Here is a 15,340-nt window from a genome sequence, read left to right on the forward strand (position 1 = left end):
TTAATCAGCATGCCCCTCAGAGTCATCAGCGTCTTTTTGAGGATAAATTCTTACCTTAATAATTTTTGAGGGACTAACTTTTTCAATTTTGGCGTGAAACTCTGGAAATTCAATGTACTCTCCTTCCTTAGGTAAGTAGCCCAAGCGATGAATAAATAATCCATTTAAAATATCAATCTCATCGTCTATATCAATCTCCTGGTTCAATGCTTGTTCTAAAAAATAGATGGAGCAATTGCCTGAAGCAGATATGCTCCCATCATCATTTAATACCCAATCCACTTTAGTACGATGAAATTCATCTTTAATTCGACCAAGCATCACCTGCAGTAAATTATCGAGCGTAACAAATCCCAAAATACTCCCTTTACCGCTGTAAACGAGCGCAAAATGAGACATCCCCTCACGGAATTTATGTAACAAATCCAATGCGGGTACACGACGTGACACTTTGAGAACCGGTCGGAGAAGTGATTGTAATTCTTTGATCTCGCCATGCTGATAAAAAATAGGAAGGAGATCTTTGACATGAATAATACCTATAACATCTTTTTTATCTGGATCATAAACTGGATAACGACTGTAACGATGCTTCATAATGATCTCGATGATTTCCTGGATAGGCTTGCTTATATTGAGCATGACCATTTCTTCGTTAGATCGCATCACTTCAGTTACTTTCAGGTCCGCTAAATCCAGAGTGTGCTCAATGATTTCAAACTCTTCTTCCGTAAGCTCACCATGAAGATGGCTTGCACCTAAAAGCAGCTTTATTTCATCTGTCGAATGAAAATACTCACTCTGGTGCACTTCATCTAATTTAAAAACCCTCAAAAGAAAATTTGAGCAGGTATTGAGCATCCATATTGCAGGATACATAAGCCAATAAAAACCATATAGCGGCAGGGCAGTCCACACAGATACTCGTTCTGACTGACGAACTGCAAGGGATTTGGGCATTAACTCCCCAACGACAATATGGAGAAAAGAAATAAATGAAAAAGCGACAAAAAAAGCAATGACCGTGATTAATTGTGGTGAGCTCACACCAATAAAAATCAGAAATGGTCTCAACAGATCAGCAAAAGCAGGCTCTCCTATCCAACCCAATCCCAGTGAGGCAATCGTGATACCGAGCTGACATGCAGATAAATACGCATCAAGATGTTTGTGAATATGTACTAAAATTCTTCCGCGTAAACCATACATATCCTTGATTGCTTCGACACGAGTGGCTCGCAGCTTGACCATCCCAAATTCGGCTGCCACGAAAAAAGCATTAAGTAGAACCAATAGAAACGCTAATAGAACCTGTATAAAATTGATCACGGAATTTCCTTATCTCGAAACCCAGTAGTTAGTGCGGTTTATCTTTTTCAAGAGTCTCTCTCCAAGCTTGCTCTTCGGACTTGGTTTCAAAAATCTCTTTATCGGTTTTTTCTATGTCATGTTCATCTACTTTTTTGTCATGCTTAGCACCTGCCAAATTACTGGGTTTCTTTTGATTTTTAATTTTACTCACACGCTCCACTGCATGTGGTTGAGGATTCTGATAGATTTTCATATAAGTCCTTTTTTACCAATAGCTGTAAGTATAAGTATAGTTCTTTCATGTAAGATGGATTATTTTTCCGGAAATAACATATTTTTGCATATAATTTTACGCTTTTACTGCCCGTACATAGAAGCTGGGAAACGAATAGAGCAGACTGGAGCAAGCCTGCTTTATTGCTTATAAAAAACTACACCACCACAACTAATTCGCTCTTGGAGCTCGACCATTGTATGATGCGACCCGAGCCCCCCACTCCAACAGATTTTTATTGCAATCATCTTTATCCAAAATCACCTCAATAAAGCATAAGGCATCTGTTTTTTTGGCTTCTTTAATTGCATCGAGAAGTGCTTGATGCGTAGGGGCTCTAAACGCCCGAGCATTCGCTTGTTCTCCATTAAAAACATCGACTAAATCAGCATAACGCCAATTATTAATCACATTATAGGGACCGTCATGAATCTGCACCTCGATCGTATAAGAAGCATTATTCATTAAAAAAATGATGGGCTTAAATCCATAACGAACGAGTGTAGAAAGCTCCTGGGCACTCATTTGAAAAGAACCATCGCCAATCAAAGCAATAACCCGCTTTTTATTGTGAAGCGCTGCTTGCATACCCAGAAGCGCTCCTACAGACCACCCAATTGATCCATATTGCATTTGAATTTCAAAGGGGCAATTTTCAGGCAAATTAAGCCGCATACCATTAAACCATGAGTCACCAGTTTCAGCCAAAACCCCATAATCACTGCTTAAAAGCTTTTGAATTTGTCCAAATAAAAATCGGGTGGTAAGGGGCGAATTCAGATCATCCGGTTCGTTATATAAAGGTGCAGAACCTGCGATTCGTTTATACGCTTTGACTGAGGCATCATTAAATTTTAATTTGTCCTTTAATCCTCGCAAAAACTCATTCATGTACACTTCGGTATATACTTTACCGGCGATAGAAACACTCCCATCTGCAATGATAATAAGTTTTTTAGGTTGAATATTACACACATGTCCAACCGTCGTATAATCGTTAAAATTAGGCCCTATAAAGAAATACAGGTCACTTGATTCTACAATTTCTCCACATCCCGGAGAACTGACTGGCCCCCAATAAATACCCATGTAATTAGGATGTTGTTCTGAAACAAATCCCTTAGCATCAGGCATTGCTGCTAAGGCATAGCCACAGGATTTACTTAAAGTTTCGATCATGGCAGTTGCTTCGCAGGAGCGGGATTTACTGCCTGCAATCAGCACGGGTTTAACAGCAGAGTTGAGCTTCTCTGCTGCATCCTCGATTGCTGCAGTAAGAGAAGAGGTGTCGCTCAAGCGTTTGACATTAAGCGCCCGTTGTGTGGGAGGAGAAACAGTTAACCCCGCAATATTGCATGCAATTTCAATATAAACAGGTTTTTTCTTTTCCAATGCAATTGCTATAGCAGTATCAATTTGCATGGGCGCATCACTTGGCCTATGAATAAACACACTATGCGCTGTAATTTTCGCAAATATTTCGCGAACATAGCTGTAATTTTCCGTTGCCAGAGTATGATGGAGAATTTCTGCATCCTGTACGGAGTTTGTATTAGGGCCACCTGAAATGACGATTACAGGCAAATTCTCAGCATAAGCCCCGGCAACCGCATTAACTGCACTTAAGCCACCAACACTAAAGGTGACAACCAAGGCAGAAACGCCTTTTATTCGCGCGTAACCATCTGCTGCATAACCCGCATTCAGCTCATTACAGCAATTGATCATTTTGAGTGATGTATTTTTTAATAACTCGTCCAATAAGCCCAGATTATAGTCCCCAGGAATTGCGAAGTAATCATTCATTCCTAATTCTTGGAGACGTTGTGCAAGATAAGTACCTACAGTTGCCATAAGGAGTCCTTTCATTGAAATACTGAGAGTGTTTCAATTTATTATGGCAGTGGGTTATTCTTTCTTCAAGGAATTATTGCCCTTTTATTGAACAAAACCTTGGAAATTTATATTGCGGTTACTTTTTTAAATGATCAACAAAATAATCCCAAATTCTACGCCAAACATATGCATTCATAAAATACAGAGAATGGTTTTCATTCGGAACTAATAACATGTCAAAGTTTTTATCTGCCTTAATCAAGGCATCAACCAATTGCAACATATTGGATGGATGGACGTTATCATCTAAATCACCATGAATTAGAAATAGCTTTCCCTTAAGTTGAGCCGCCAAGGGATAATTCGATTGCAGGGTATAATCTACATCGTTTGCTAAACCATGATACCGTTCGCCCCAAAATGCCAAATAGCTTCGGAGATCTTGTAGTCCAGAAACACAGACACCTACTTGATAAAAGTCGGAATAGTCCAACAAAGCTCGCGTTGCGGCATACCCGCCCGCCGACTGCCCGATAATACCGACTCGCTTTATATCCATATAAGAGTACTGCTCTGCAAGGCTTTTAATCACCGCAACATGATCTTCTAATCCGCCAGCAGTTTCTAAATGCTGGTAGGAATATTCATGAAACTTTTTAGAGCGTAAAGGGGTGCCGCGTCCGTCCATGTTAATGACGATGAAACCTAATTCAGCCAAACTTTGCGGCCACCAGCAACCGTAGAAATATTCAGGAGGATCATAACAATAGGTTTTAGGCACACGTGTCAATTGTGGACCTGGATAAATGTCATCAATTATTGGATATTTTTTCTTTGGATCAAAATCTGTAGGAAAATACATGACACCATAAATATCTGTTTCTCCATCAGCACCTTTGAGACAAAAAGAGTTCGGTTGTTTATATCCCAAAGCATGGAGCAGAGAAAAATCTGCTTCTTCCAATAGATCAATTTCGCTCCCCTTTTTATCATATATTTTGGTGACTGGAATGGAATCCATGGAAGAACAATAATCAATAAAATAGTCCCCAGATGGCGAGAAAACAATGGTGTGATCTGCTGTTTCTGGTGTCAGCAATTGCACGTCACTCCCATCCAAGCGCGCACGATATAAATAACGAAAGTAGGGATCAACATGTGCTTCTTTGCCATTCCCTAAAAAGTAAACCCACCGGTCTTTCGCATCAACATGAACTACTTTGCGAACCATCCAGGAACCTTGGGTGATTGGATTTTTTAATTGTCCAGTTTGTAAATCATATAAATAAAGATGAGCCCAACCGTTATGATTCGATAACCAAATAAACTCATGTGTCTCTGCAAGTATGTGCGTGTAATTTTGCCATAAAATTAATTGACTGGGTTCAACATACCCCGAAGACTTCTCAGTGAGAATGATTCGATGTTGTGCTGTCGCGACATCCAACTCACATAAAGAGAGTTGATGGTTACCACGCTCTTCTTTTAAAAAAAAGATTTTTTTACTGTCTGCACTCCACCAAATATAGCCTGCTTCAATGGGAGATCCGACTAATGCGGGCATCAAAGGGGGCATATCGATTTTACTCAGTTTCTTTTCTGCGACGTCAATCAGACATAATCTGATTTCTGGGATCGCATCATCACCTACAAAAGGAATATGGGCCTCGTAAACTTTAGGACGAAATGAACCGTCCTCCGGGACATGTTGCAGCAGCGATAATTTTTTCACATGCTGTTGATTGCACTGAAAGGTAACAATTTTTTGTGAATCGGGGGACCAAATTGCCATCGGTGGTAATACCGTCTGCATCCGCTGCAGCGTTAATGAGGTTAAATTAGTATCAGGAGAAACAGCGTATGCATTCGTTGCGGTACCATCAGTAGTAAGTTGATACTCTTTATTTTCGTCAAATGAAAAAAGAAATAAGTTATGCTCCTTACTGTATATATCCCAACACTGATCCAGTGAGCGAATTCTTGGCGCAATGGAAATGGGTAAAAGGCCCCAAAGCTCCATGATCGTGGGACATCGAGACATCGCCGCAGGTTTTTTTATCTCCGGAACAAGCGAGAGCACCTGGGTTGTCCGATCATATTGAAAAATAAATTGCTCCATATGGAGTTGCAAAATGTGTTCGTCAACAAAATCAATTTTATTGATTGGCAAAGCAGAAGCGATAACTTCCCGATTTAATTTTTCTGCAACTTTGCGTGCCAGCAATGAGTGATCAAAAGCAGATTCCTTCTTCTTATTTTGCAGATTAAAAATAAGATATTCATAGCCTTGAATTGTGTCATGTCGATAACAAATCCGCTTTTCATCGGGTGACCACGCAATTGAAGGTTGAACGTTTTTTAGCAAACCAGCAACGTTTTGCGGAAGAAATTTTTTTGCTTTCTCATAACGCTTTGCTTTCTCTTTTTCCATAATCATGCCTATTACTTTTGACTTTGTTGCATTTTGGTGATCATGTCATTTAAATCACTGTATACCCAAGCTTCCGCAATTTGCTGATTATGATCCAAGCGGAAAATAGTAATGCCACTATAAAATACAGAGATACCCGTTGCAGGAATTCCTGAAAATTCATTACGATGGGTGCCATGTCCATGCCAGCGTGTCACCACTTTATCACCACTAACCATCAGATCATCAATAGAGTGTATTAGATCTGGGAAAGCGCGATACCATTGCAGTAAGGCTTCTTTGAAATCCTGTAAATTTGCTGCTTGATCATAGCTAAAATGAATCACCGTCTTTGCTGAAAAAAGCTCATCTGCTAAAGCAGCATTTTGCTGATTCCACATCTCATCAAAAACCCTCCTCACTGTCTTTTCTATTGCTGTAGTCATTTTCATTCGTTCCTTGATTCATAGAGAAATTTCATTTATTAAGCAGCAGGATTCTCCGGCGTATTCCCTAATTGCTGAGCCTTATTTTTATATGTTTTAACCTCTTCAATTTGATCAAACAAGCCTTCATGTTTTTTTACTACGGTTGAATATAATCGGGAATTAAGGAGTGCAGCGATATCAAAATCGGTGAGTCGTTCCCTTGCTTTTTTATTTTCTAATGCAGCAATTAATTTTTCTGCAGCCTTTATTTTATCTTCAACACTGAATCCAAATTTTAAGGTAATGAGGTTCGTTTTATATTGAGCTGACTTTTCATTAACATGCATCCATTTTGGCAGCCCCCATTCTGCTCGACGTGTCTCACAATATTTTTTCAGATCGTTAATAAAATCATTTATTGCATGATCATTATCTGGTGAAGCAGCCTCTTTCTCAGTAGTCGGTTCATGAGTTATTTCTTTTCGGGGAGGAGGATTATCGAAAAGATCCAAAAACTCTTTTAAATTATTTTTTTCAGCAAATTCGTGTGCAGATTGCTCTTGAAATTCATCTTCTTGTTCAGGATTAGCACCGTATGCAAGCAATAACCGTGCAACCTCAAGCCTATTATTCTGGACGGCTAAAAGAAGGGGATTATTGTCTTCTGAAAACATGCCATTGGGATTTAAACCATGATCAAGCATCGCTCTAATGCTATCAATCCAGTCATTTTTTACTGCTGGATCCATAATTAGATTTTTTCCGGATAAGGGCTTGGCAAACTTCGCCCCATGCGCCAGCATTAATTCTACCAAGTTGTAATCATTGAGTTCTATTGCATCTTCAAAGGCAGTTTGGGTAACAACTTGAGAAAATACTTGAGGTCGAAAATTTGGATCAGCACCGTTTTTTAACAACATTTCAACTATATCAAAGTTCTTTTTTGCTATTGCCACACGCAGGGGAGTACTCACAAAATTATAAACGGTATCAACTGCCGCTCCACATTTAAGTAATTCCTGAACTGACTCCTTATCGTTATTTATAATAGCAATAAGCAAAGGTGTAAACTTATCCGCAGTTGGCTTATTGACATCTGCCCCCTGAGATATCAAGCGCGGAATAAGCTCGGAATTATTGCCACGAATAACCGCATTCAACAAAGTTCCTCCTCGCGAATCCTCCCATTTGGTTTTTGTTCGCATATCCTGTTCAGATAATTTCTGCACTTCCTGCATCCATTCAGTGAGTGCGTGTTGCAATGGTTCATTTCCCGACATCAAAAAAACGTGCGTGTTAATTGCCGCAGTTCCATTTGTAGAACAAGCCCCCTCTACCAATAAAGCTTGGGCCATGGCATCATCTTCTGAATATTCCTGAGCTGGTGGCGTATTTGCATCAATAAGAACCCACTTATCTTGTTGCGGATCAAAGGAAATAGTAATCGCATGACGTTGCCCATGCCCAGTTATAGCTAAGCCCATAGGCTCAGTTGGCTTGGGAATAAGCGCATTAATCTTTTTTCTCAAAAGCGTTAAATATTCTGACACCATTTCTTTTTGTCGATAAATTCCAGACAAAACTGGCGGCAGTGCAATAATCCCTCCTTCATCTTCGATTTTTTGAGGAAGGGTTAATTTGATGAAGCTGCCTTGCTCAAGCGCTTCATTACTGCCAAATAAATGTGGATAAAGATGGCGTTGCTGTGTCAGTTCGATACCATCAAAAAAAGCAAGTGTATCTACCAAGAGGTTATTCGCTTTTAAATAATCTTCCAGTATCTTCTTTAGTGCCTCTTTGGTTTCCTTTTCCCCAGCAGGGGGACTGGCTAATTGAATCGCTGCCTTTTCAAAATCATCAAGTGGGATATCTAATAAGAAATTGATTCTTCGTTTAAAAACGTCTAATTCATTTAGCAAAACGGCCTGCATCCCCATATATGCATAACCATTGCAAACTCCCTCTTCACTCGCGGTGTAACCTAAGGCTTGCATTAATAAAATCAGTTGTCCATGTTTGCTGGGTGTCGTATCAACTTTTGCTTTCATTTTTCAAAAACCGGAAAGTAGCGAGTTATTACAATTATAGAATATTTTGTTTATTTAATGATCAAAACTCGAGTGACTTAATGCAGTTGCAGCAAGGACTCCTACAGTGGCAATGCTGAGTGCCACTGCAGGTTTAAAAAAACTAAATTGATTTGTTTTTTTTTCTAGTTTATTTGTTTTAGGTTCTTCGAGCATGGTAGGTCCCTGTGGAGGGCTAGCATTCACGATCATTCCTTTACGTGCTTTAATTTTTACTTCGGAAAATGGAATGTTGCCCTTTTCAGCCTTCATGGTGTAATCACCGGGTGGGACGTTGAGAAAAGCAACTCCGCCATCCAAAGAAGTCGCTTTTAATGTTTTGATAAAAGGATTGGTTTTGTGAATAATTGGAACAATACCAAAATAAAACGTTTTTACATCTACTTTAGGCGACAACGACACCGTAACGCCCTCGACACCTTGAGGGATATCATCCATAGTGGTATTAGGTGGCGTAACCGTTGCCGCAATCTGGCAGGCTTGAGGATCTTCAGTTTCGCCCATTGCAAACGAAAGAAATTTATACGCCATATTTGAAGGGACTTGGAATGAAATATTTTTTAGGAAATTCTCATTATTTATTCCCTCGGGTGGAACAATCAGGGTCGCTGTTTGTATCGTCTTATACCCAGTCCAAAAAGATCCTGGTTTTTCAAAAACCAAAGTAATAGGCTCCCCAACTGGCCACTCAAATGGTCCAAATTTCCCGGAAGAATCCGTCTTAAATTTTAACTGATCATTTTCAAGTACCGTAATCGTTGCATCCGCAATGGACTGACCGGATATAAATGAACGAGCAAATCCAGATACCAATGCTGTGGTCATAATAAATTCCTTTTAAAAATCATGTCGAAGGGTCAAGGGCACCCAATGAAGTTCCCGCAGATAATTTCCAACACTCTAATGGGTTCTGTCGGAAATGAAAATACTCAATTACTAGAAAAGTGAGGACAGGTTAATTGCCTTATGAAAATAACGTAATATCATATAGATTATCCCTGAAATTATAGTTAAATCTGAGATATAAAATTTTGTCGATTTACTCATCTTTTGTATCTTAAAAAAAACTTACTTGGAACTAAATCACTATGGTCACTTCTAAAAAAATAATCTTCTTCTTTTTATATTTCTTTTTAAGTATCACTTCCTATGGCCAATCACTAGAAAATGACAAGGAAATTCTAGTTAATTACAATTATCTGGGAACATTTTCTAAAGAGGTAGCAAAGAAGGCGTTAAAAAAAATGCCACCGCTTGATGTGCTCGAAGCAAATTATGATGTGACTCTTTATAAAATCAATTATAAAACGCCAGCGCCCGATGGTCAGATGACTATTGCTTCGGGACTCGTAGCTGTACCTCATGTAACAAATAAGATAGGAATCGTCAGTTATCAGCATGGTACTCGCTTCAAACATGAGGATGCTCCCTCCAGGATGAAAGAAGGCGATTATGTGTATCCCGCTTTGTTTGCCAATCATGGTGGTTATCTGACAGTGATGCCTGATTATCTTGGCTTAGGGGATAATGAATTACCTCTGCATCCTTATGTACAATATGAAACACTCGCCAGCAGCAGTGTGAATATGCTTTTGGCTGCCAAAGAGCTTGCCGCCATAATAAAAATCCAGCTCAATGACCAACTATATATTGGCGGTTATTCAGAAGGAGGATTCTCCTCCTTGGTGATGTTTGAGCTACTTGCCCAAAAGTATCCACACATACCGGTTACTGCAGTTGCGCTAGGTTCTGCGCCTTATGACTGGGATGAAACGATGAAATTTATTATGCTGGATCCGGGACCAAGAGCTACTGCGTATTTGGCGTATTTTTTCTATTCACTGCAAACCTATAAAAATTATTGGACTGACTTAAATCAAATCTTTGTCAGCCCTTACACTACCCTCATTCCAAAATTGTTTGATGGGTTCCATTCCACCAAAGAAATACTTGATGCGCTCCCTCAAAATCCTGCATTAATTTTTCAACCGGAATTTTTTGAGGCCATCTTAAATCATACAGAGGGCAACGCAGAGAACTTGAAGAACTATTTCAATCATTATGATTTTTCTCCAACAGCTCCGTTATTGCTTGTTGGTACAAAAGGGGATAGAGATGTTCCCTACCATGGGGCTGAAATTGCTTATCAACAATTTACAAAATACAGTAGTGCCGTCTTTATTCAATCAGTCAGCGACACACTGGATCATCGGGATGCCGGTCCGTATGTCTTTTACGAAATGCTGCAATTTTTTAAAACGTACTCATTCAGATAGATGGATCCCTGCCTTCACATATTAGTAGCCTGGGTGCAGTGCAGCGGAACCCGGGTTTCGCTGCGCTGCACCCAAGCTACAATGCTTTTGCTAGCATTAGTGTAAGGTAGGTATCCATTGTAAATGAACATCCTATAGTTCAATTTTGTGGGGATCTCTCAGGGACAACCCCACGAACACATTTAATTTCTTCCTGCCATCACCCCTCCATCAACATTGATGATCTCGCCAGTGATCCAGCTTGCTTTGTCTGACAAAAGAAATTCAATCGCATTCGTGACATCCGTTGTTCTACCTATCCTGCCAATGGGATGAAACGCATTAAAATCCTGCAGTGATGTTTCAATTTTATCTTCGGCTATAAATGACTTGTAGATGGGGGTTACTACTACTGCAGGCGCTACAGCATTCACTCTTATGTTGTGCTCCGCAAGTTCCATAGCTAAATGCTGAGTCAACGAATGAAGTCCCGCTTTTTGCATGGAATAAGCTGAGGAAGGAGTGGCCTTGACCGCTTGATTTGCCCACATGGATCCAATATTAACTATTGAACCCCCTCCATTTTGTTTCATCTTTGCTGCAACAGCCTGAGTAATAAAAAAGAAGGCTTTGTTAAGATTTACTTGCTGATCATAATCTACTTCTGTGTGGTCTAAAAAGCTTATGGGTTTAAAATAGCCGGCAGCATTGACCAGATATTTTATTCTGCGTGCTTCATTTTTAATTTTCATAACACATTGTGACACATGCGCTTTATCATAGAGATCACCAACTAAATACTCTATTTTGCCTCCAATTTGTTTGAGTTCGTCAACAGCATGTTTCAGCTTTTGCTCATCCCTTCCTGTAATTAAGAGATCCAGACCACTTGGTGCAAGTCTTTTTGCTGTTTCCAGCCCCATTCCGCTGGAGCCACCTACAATAATCGCCAAATTTTGATCGAGCATCTTCCCCACCTTTTAGTTTATAAAAAATCTGTTCCATGGAGTATGTGCGCTATATAATCCTAAAAAAAGTACGTACTTCATGGTACACTAGGTACTTATTGGTACACATTATTGAATTATTTGAAGAAAAAAATTGAAGCAAAAAATACCTCTAAAAACAGCAACAATGGTAGAAACAATTTACGGTTGTAAGTGGTCTCTTACCATTTATTCTCTTTTGCGAGAGGGAGTTAACCGTCCGGGAGAAATGGTGCGCAGCATCGACGGCCTCACCACAAAGGTTTTGAATCAATGCCTCAGAAAAAATATTGAATTCGGAATTCTTGGCAGGAAAACTTTTCATGAAATTCCGCCCCGAGTTGAGTATTTTGTTACCCCATTTGGAGAAAAATTTTTAAAAATTCTTGATGAAATCGAAGAATTAAATCGTTCTATTGACTCACAAAACAATCACCCATACACCTAAACGATTTCATTCTAACTTGCAGGAAACTGGACCATTATCCAGTTGCAATTGATTCCCACCAAAATCTGCCATATATTGGCCCTCATAGGTTTGATTTTTTTTGTTTAATTGCGCAGAAATAAAAATTCGCGGGCGATCTTTTTCATCTTGGTCCATAGCGACAAGCAGCAAATTTCCTGTGCGCATACTAAATCGGGTCGCAGTTGCCGGATAATCAAAATCAACTTCAGGTAAATCACCAATTTTATTGGGTACTGCAAAAGAAATAGTACCTTCTAACCCTTTCATGTGACACACAACTGATTTTTGCACAGCATATGCTGTTGCAGATCCAATTAAAATCAATGATAACGATAAAATGAGACGTTGCATAGGAATGAACTCCTATAATATTTTGAAAGCGATACCTTCTTGAAAATAAATAATAACTTAATCACTACGAATTCACCAGTTCCTTTCATGAGGTTCTTTTAGGCAAAAAATTTCGGTTTGTAATGTGTAGGAAATACATGTACTTTTTGCCAATCGTATCGTACATCTTGAGCATACAAATACGATTGGTCTTTTGAATTTTATTATTTAAATTGTTCAATTCAGGGAAAAATTTCTTTTCATTTTTGTCACCGTTATTTCCTGTTCTTTATTCCATTGCTTCTGGACAAACAAAGTTCCTGCTACAAAAATAGAAATGCTTTCTGGACTCTTTTGCTTTTGCGATGGTGGGTCTTCGTCAAGTTTAAATTCTTGCTTTATCGTTTCGACTAAGTGCGCAAGATATTCATTCTCAGAAACCCCTTTATTATAATAGGAAAGACGCTTCTTAAAAAACGATTGAATATCGCTGGAAGTACAACCAAATAACAGAGGGCTTTTCGTTTCTAATAGCTTTCGCATGACTTCGATTTCATAGATATAGGCATTCGCTTCAGTATTTGCGATTTTTGCTGCAACATTAAAAGCATGCCCTGCCTCATGAATAATCCCACCAATCACATCAATTGTGTTTTGTTCAAAAAAGCTTATCTTTAAAGCAATGGTTTGGTTCATGACCCAATTTTTATGGAGGTGACCTAATAGTTTGTAAGTATTTTTGTTGACAAAAATCGCCGGATTACCCTGGACGCCTAAAAAGTCATGCGGCGGTTTTAAAATATCAATTTGAAGTTGCGGAATTGAAGCAGTTATACCGTTATTAAGCCCACTCCAACCGATTTCACGGCATTCTTCTATGAGCAATCTAATGTGGTAACTTGTTAGCATGGCGCACTCCTTGTCTATAAATTCCCATAAAAATCAAATTAAAATCAACTTGATCAATAGTTGCAAAACCATTATTGCGGATCAATATTGATCAGTCAATGCAATTGACGATCATTTAGTTTTTATTTGATTAATCTTGTTAAAGATTATTGAGGTGACGATGATAAGTGTGCATGGTTTAAAAATTTTGATCATTTATTTATGGCGGAACTGTAGGTTAACTTTTGAATGATTTTTGGATTATGTGTTGGCCTGACTCTTGATCATTGAATGGTGAAGTACATGTGAAGCGAGGGCCAAAATAGGAACAAATAAAAAAAAATTTTCACTCAGCTAAGTATTAATTTCTTTTAATAATAAAGTCTTATCGGAAAAATGAAACACCTTGACACCGAACCTGACGACCTGTAGAAATTAAACCATCAATAAGGGACTAAAAAAGGAGAAGGTTTATGGAAGGAAAACTGGAGCTCTACCAGCAAGAAATTAAAGCTGCAACTCAGCCAATTTTTGCCCGTCTGGAGCACTACCGTAAGGCCATGTTTGACATAAGAAAATTATTAATGGACTATTTTTTTAATCCAGGACGAACACAAAGGCTCACTGAAGTTGCCCAAGGAGAAGAGCTTGTTTTTAGCTTTAACATGGTTCAGGAAGTCATGGAAAAATGTTTGGTCGATGAGCATCAATTAGTAGAGACTGCTCAAGCAATTATCGATGCAAAAAAAAATCCAGGTAATCCAAGTCTTGTAGCAGCTTTTGATACGCATGTATTACAGAGTGGGTTGCCGCTGGAGTTTCGCGAACAAGAAGGTCTATATCTCTTTAAACCTGAGAAACCCTACACGCCTATGGCACAAATTTTTATGCGTCAATTTGCTTGTGCTCTGGGTGCTTATCGTGTGTGTTTGAGCATTTGTGAGACCTATTTTGCTCTTTATAATCACGAAGGAGTAGCCACCAAGCCGCTGCAAAATTACATTGACTTAGCGAATGACCTAAAACAACACATTACGGAAGAATCCGATTTAATTGCTTTACATAAACAGGCAAAAACAATAGAAAATGAAATCATAGCCTTACTGCGAACTGAGAAAGTACATGAAGGGTTACCTCAATTTAAACATGATATTGAGGCGCTCAAAATAAAATTAATTGGCGCATTGGAGGCCGGAGCAGTTCATTTACAAAACTGTTATAAAGAATTTCCTAACGATGCCATATTATGGATGCTGCATGATCGAAGCTGGCACGCACTAGTCAAAACTGTTTCGGGCCTACTCTACGCGCAATATAACTATTCTACTCTATATAGTACATTAGAAATTAATAAAGAAATTATTGGACTCATCAAAAAAGAAATAGAACAGTTTGATACCGTAGTATGTGCAAAAGAACCTTTGCTTAAAATTGAATTATTAAGAAAGGCAGCAAAACTTATTAATGAAGCAAAAATTGATGTACTTGCAAAGCTTGCTGAAAATGAGATCGAATTGATTGAAGCACCTAAAATGGGGATGTTTTCCACGCCCCCCTCCAATAGTATTTATGGTCTTATACTCGCTTATCAACAAAGACAATTGGCACTTGTGAATACATTTGGAGAAGCAACAGTTGATAAGGAGGAGAATGAAGAGTTTAAACAAAGAATTGATCTGTAAAAATGACTATCCATAACAAACCATAATTGTTATGATAATTTAAGGGAAAATACTATAACCCTATGGGAAACAACAACTTTTTTTAAGGAATAATATGTTAAGGAAAACAAAATTACTCGGTATTGTGTCTTTATTATTGGCCAATCCTTGTTTTTCAGGGTTTTACCTTGGTGTAGGAGTTGGACCGGAAGGTGCTCATTTTATGCAGCGCTCCCATGTAACAAGGCTAGGAGCTATTGCCAATACAGCGGGCGAAGGAGCTTTTAATGTTTATGATACAGAGCATTTCTCCGGAACAGGGTGTCCTTCCGGCAAGGCTGTGTGACAGAGTTTAAATGATTTTGTAAAGTACGCTCTCCTTAAATTGTGGAGATTTACTCAATG

14 protein-coding genes are annotated in these 15,340 nt (G+C 38.8%); 4 read left to right on the forward strand and 10 right to left on the reverse strand.

Features of this window, described 5'->3' with window-relative positions; translation table 11 throughout:
• The 7 genes from Lani_RS02440 to Lani_RS02470 all read right to left on the reverse strand — a co-directional run bounded on the left by Lani_RS02440 (window position 1) and on the right by Lani_RS02470 (window position 9,171).
• Window positions 1–1,329 (reverse strand): hemolysin family protein, encoded by a 1,329-nt coding sequence (locus tag Lani_RS02440; protein WP_019235240.1) that lies wholly within the window; start codon window positions 1,327–1,329, stop codon window positions 1–3.
• A 28-nt stretch (window positions 1,330–1,357) separates the two neighbouring features.
• Window positions 1,358–1,564, reverse strand: coding sequence for a hypothetical protein (locus Lani_RS02445; protein WP_019235241.1), 207 nt, complete (start codon window positions 1,562–1,564; stop codon window positions 1,358–1,360).
• A gap of 192 nt (window positions 1,565–1,756) precedes the next feature.
• Window positions 1,757–3,439, reverse strand: coding sequence for a thiamine pyrophosphate-binding protein (locus Lani_RS02450; RefSeq protein WP_019235242.1), 1,683 nt, complete (start codon window positions 3,437–3,439; stop codon window positions 1,757–1,759).
• 118 nt (window positions 3,440–3,557) lie between these two features.
• Complete coding sequence (locus Lani_RS02455) at window positions 3,558–5,852, reverse strand: S9 family peptidase (RefSeq protein WP_019235243.1); 2,295 nt, start codon at window positions 5,850–5,852, stop codon at window positions 3,558–3,560.
• An 11-nt stretch (window positions 5,853–5,863) separates the two neighbouring features.
• The gene (locus Lani_RS02460; RefSeq protein WP_019235244.1) at window positions 5,864–6,277 is read right to left on the reverse strand and encodes an ester cyclase; all 414 of its coding nucleotides are present in this window, start codon (window positions 6,275–6,277) and stop codon (window positions 5,864–5,866) included.
• Between the two features lie 38 nt (window positions 6,278–6,315).
• A complete protein-coding gene (locus tag Lani_RS02465; RefSeq protein ID WP_019235245.1) occupies window positions 6,316–8,307 on the reverse strand; it encodes an ankyrin repeat domain-containing protein in 1,992 nt (663 codons plus the stop codon).
• A 54-nt stretch (window positions 8,308–8,361) separates the two neighbouring features.
• Window positions 8,362–9,171, reverse strand: a complete 810-nt coding sequence (locus tag Lani_RS02470; RefSeq protein WP_058388381.1) for a hypothetical protein — start codon at window positions 9,169–9,171, stop codon at window positions 8,362–8,364.
• Window positions 9,172–9,434: 263 nt separating this feature from the next.
• Between Lani_RS02470 and Lani_RS02475 the strand changes: the two genes are divergently transcribed.
• On the forward strand, window positions 9,435–10,622 hold the full coding sequence (locus tag Lani_RS02475; protein ID WP_019235247.1) for an alpha/beta hydrolase family protein: 1,188 nt from the start codon (window positions 9,435–9,437) through the stop codon (window positions 10,620–10,622).
• 182 nt (window positions 10,623–10,804) lie between these two features.
• On the opposite strand, the gene Lani_RS02480 is transcribed toward Lani_RS02475, so the two are convergent.
• Entirely contained in the window at window positions 10,805–11,569 is a 765-nt protein-coding gene (locus Lani_RS02480) for an SDR family NAD(P)-dependent oxidoreductase (RefSeq protein WP_019235248.1), read from the reverse strand.
• Between the two features lie 133 nt (window positions 11,570–11,702).
• On the opposite strand from Lani_RS02480, the gene Lani_RS02485 reads away from it, so the two are divergent.
• Complete coding sequence (locus tag Lani_RS02485; RefSeq protein WP_019235249.1) at window positions 11,703–12,035, forward strand: winged helix-turn-helix transcriptional regulator; 333 nt, start codon at window positions 11,703–11,705, stop codon at window positions 12,033–12,035.
• A 6-nt stretch (window positions 12,036–12,041) separates the two neighbouring features.
• Here Lani_RS02485 and Lani_RS02490 read toward each other — a convergent pair whose 3' ends face one another.
• A complete protein-coding gene (locus tag Lani_RS02490) occupies window positions 12,042–12,407 on the reverse strand; it encodes a hypothetical protein (RefSeq protein ID WP_019235250.1) in 366 nt (121 codons plus the stop codon).
• A gap of 216 nt (window positions 12,408–12,623) precedes the next feature.
• Window positions 12,624–13,295 (reverse strand): hypothetical protein, encoded by a 672-nt coding sequence (locus Lani_RS02495; protein ID WP_019235251.1) that lies wholly within the window; start codon window positions 13,293–13,295, stop codon window positions 12,624–12,626.
• A 452-nt stretch (window positions 13,296–13,747) separates the two neighbouring features.
• On the opposite strand from Lani_RS02495, the gene Lani_RS02500 reads away from it, so the two are divergent.
• Both Lani_RS02500 and Lani_RS02505 read left to right on the forward strand, forming a co-directional pair.
• Window positions 13,748–14,956: a hypothetical protein gene (locus tag Lani_RS02500; RefSeq protein WP_019235252.1), complete on the forward strand. Its 1,209-nt coding sequence runs from the start codon at window positions 13,748–13,750 to the stop codon at window positions 14,954–14,956.
• Window positions 14,957–15,050: 94 nt separating this feature from the next.
• The gene (locus Lani_RS02505; RefSeq protein ID WP_058388382.1) at window positions 15,051–15,281 is read left to right on the forward strand and encodes a hypothetical protein; all 231 of its coding nucleotides are present in this window, start codon (window positions 15,051–15,053) and stop codon (window positions 15,279–15,281) included.
• Window positions 15,282–15,340 lie beyond the last annotated feature (59 nt).

The sequence above is a fragment of the Legionella anisa genome (assembly GCF_001467525.1).
GTDB lineage: Bacteria > Pseudomonadota > Gammaproteobacteria > Legionellales > Legionellaceae > Legionella > Legionella anisa.

What these genes read in the sequence shown, in the direction of transcription:
- Lani_RS02470 (WP_058388381.1), bottom strand. Translation starts at nt 9,171, where the DNA reads ATGACCACAGCATTGGTATCTGGATTTGCTCGTTCATTTATATCCGGT.
- Lani_RS02500 (WP_019235252.1), top strand. Translation starts at nt 13,748, where the DNA reads ATGGAAGGAAAACTGGAGCTCTACCAGCAAGAAATTAAAGCTGCAACT.
- Lani_RS02505 (WP_058388382.1), top strand. Translation starts at nt 15,051, where the DNA reads ATGTTAAGGAAAACAAAATTACTCGGTATTGTGTCTTTATTATTGGCC.
- Lani_RS02460 (WP_019235244.1), bottom strand. Translation starts at nt 6,277, where the DNA reads ATGACTACAGCAATAGAAAAGACAGTGAGGAGGGTTTTTGATGAGATG.
- Lani_RS02495 (WP_019235251.1), bottom strand. Translation starts at nt 13,295, where the DNA reads ATGCTAACAAGTTACCACATTAGATTGCTCATAGAAGAATGCCGTGAA.
- Lani_RS02475 (WP_019235247.1), top strand. Translation starts at nt 9,435, where the DNA reads ATGGTCACTTCTAAAAAAATAATCTTCTTCTTTTTATATTTCTTTTTA.
- Lani_RS02480 (WP_019235248.1), bottom strand. Translation starts at nt 11,569, where the DNA reads ATGCTCGATCAAAATTTGGCGATTATTGTAGGTGGCTCCAGCGGAATG.
- Lani_RS02490 (WP_019235250.1), bottom strand. Translation starts at nt 12,407, where the DNA reads ATGCAACGTCTCATTTTATCGTTATCATTGATTTTAATTGGATCTGCA.
- Lani_RS02455 (WP_019235243.1), bottom strand. Translation starts at nt 5,852, where the DNA reads ATGGAAAAAGAGAAAGCAAAGCGTTATGAGAAAGCAAAAAAATTTCTT.
- Lani_RS02450 (WP_019235242.1), bottom strand. Translation starts at nt 3,439, where the DNA reads ATGGCAACTGTAGGTACTTATCTTGCACAACGTCTCCAAGAATTAGGA.
- Lani_RS02465 (WP_019235245.1), bottom strand. Translation starts at nt 8,307, where the DNA reads ATGAAAGCAAAAGTTGATACGACACCCAGCAAACATGGACAACTGATT.
- Lani_RS02445 (WP_019235241.1), bottom strand. Translation starts at nt 1,564, where the DNA reads ATGAAAATCTATCAGAATCCTCAACCACATGCAGTGGAGCGTGTGAGT.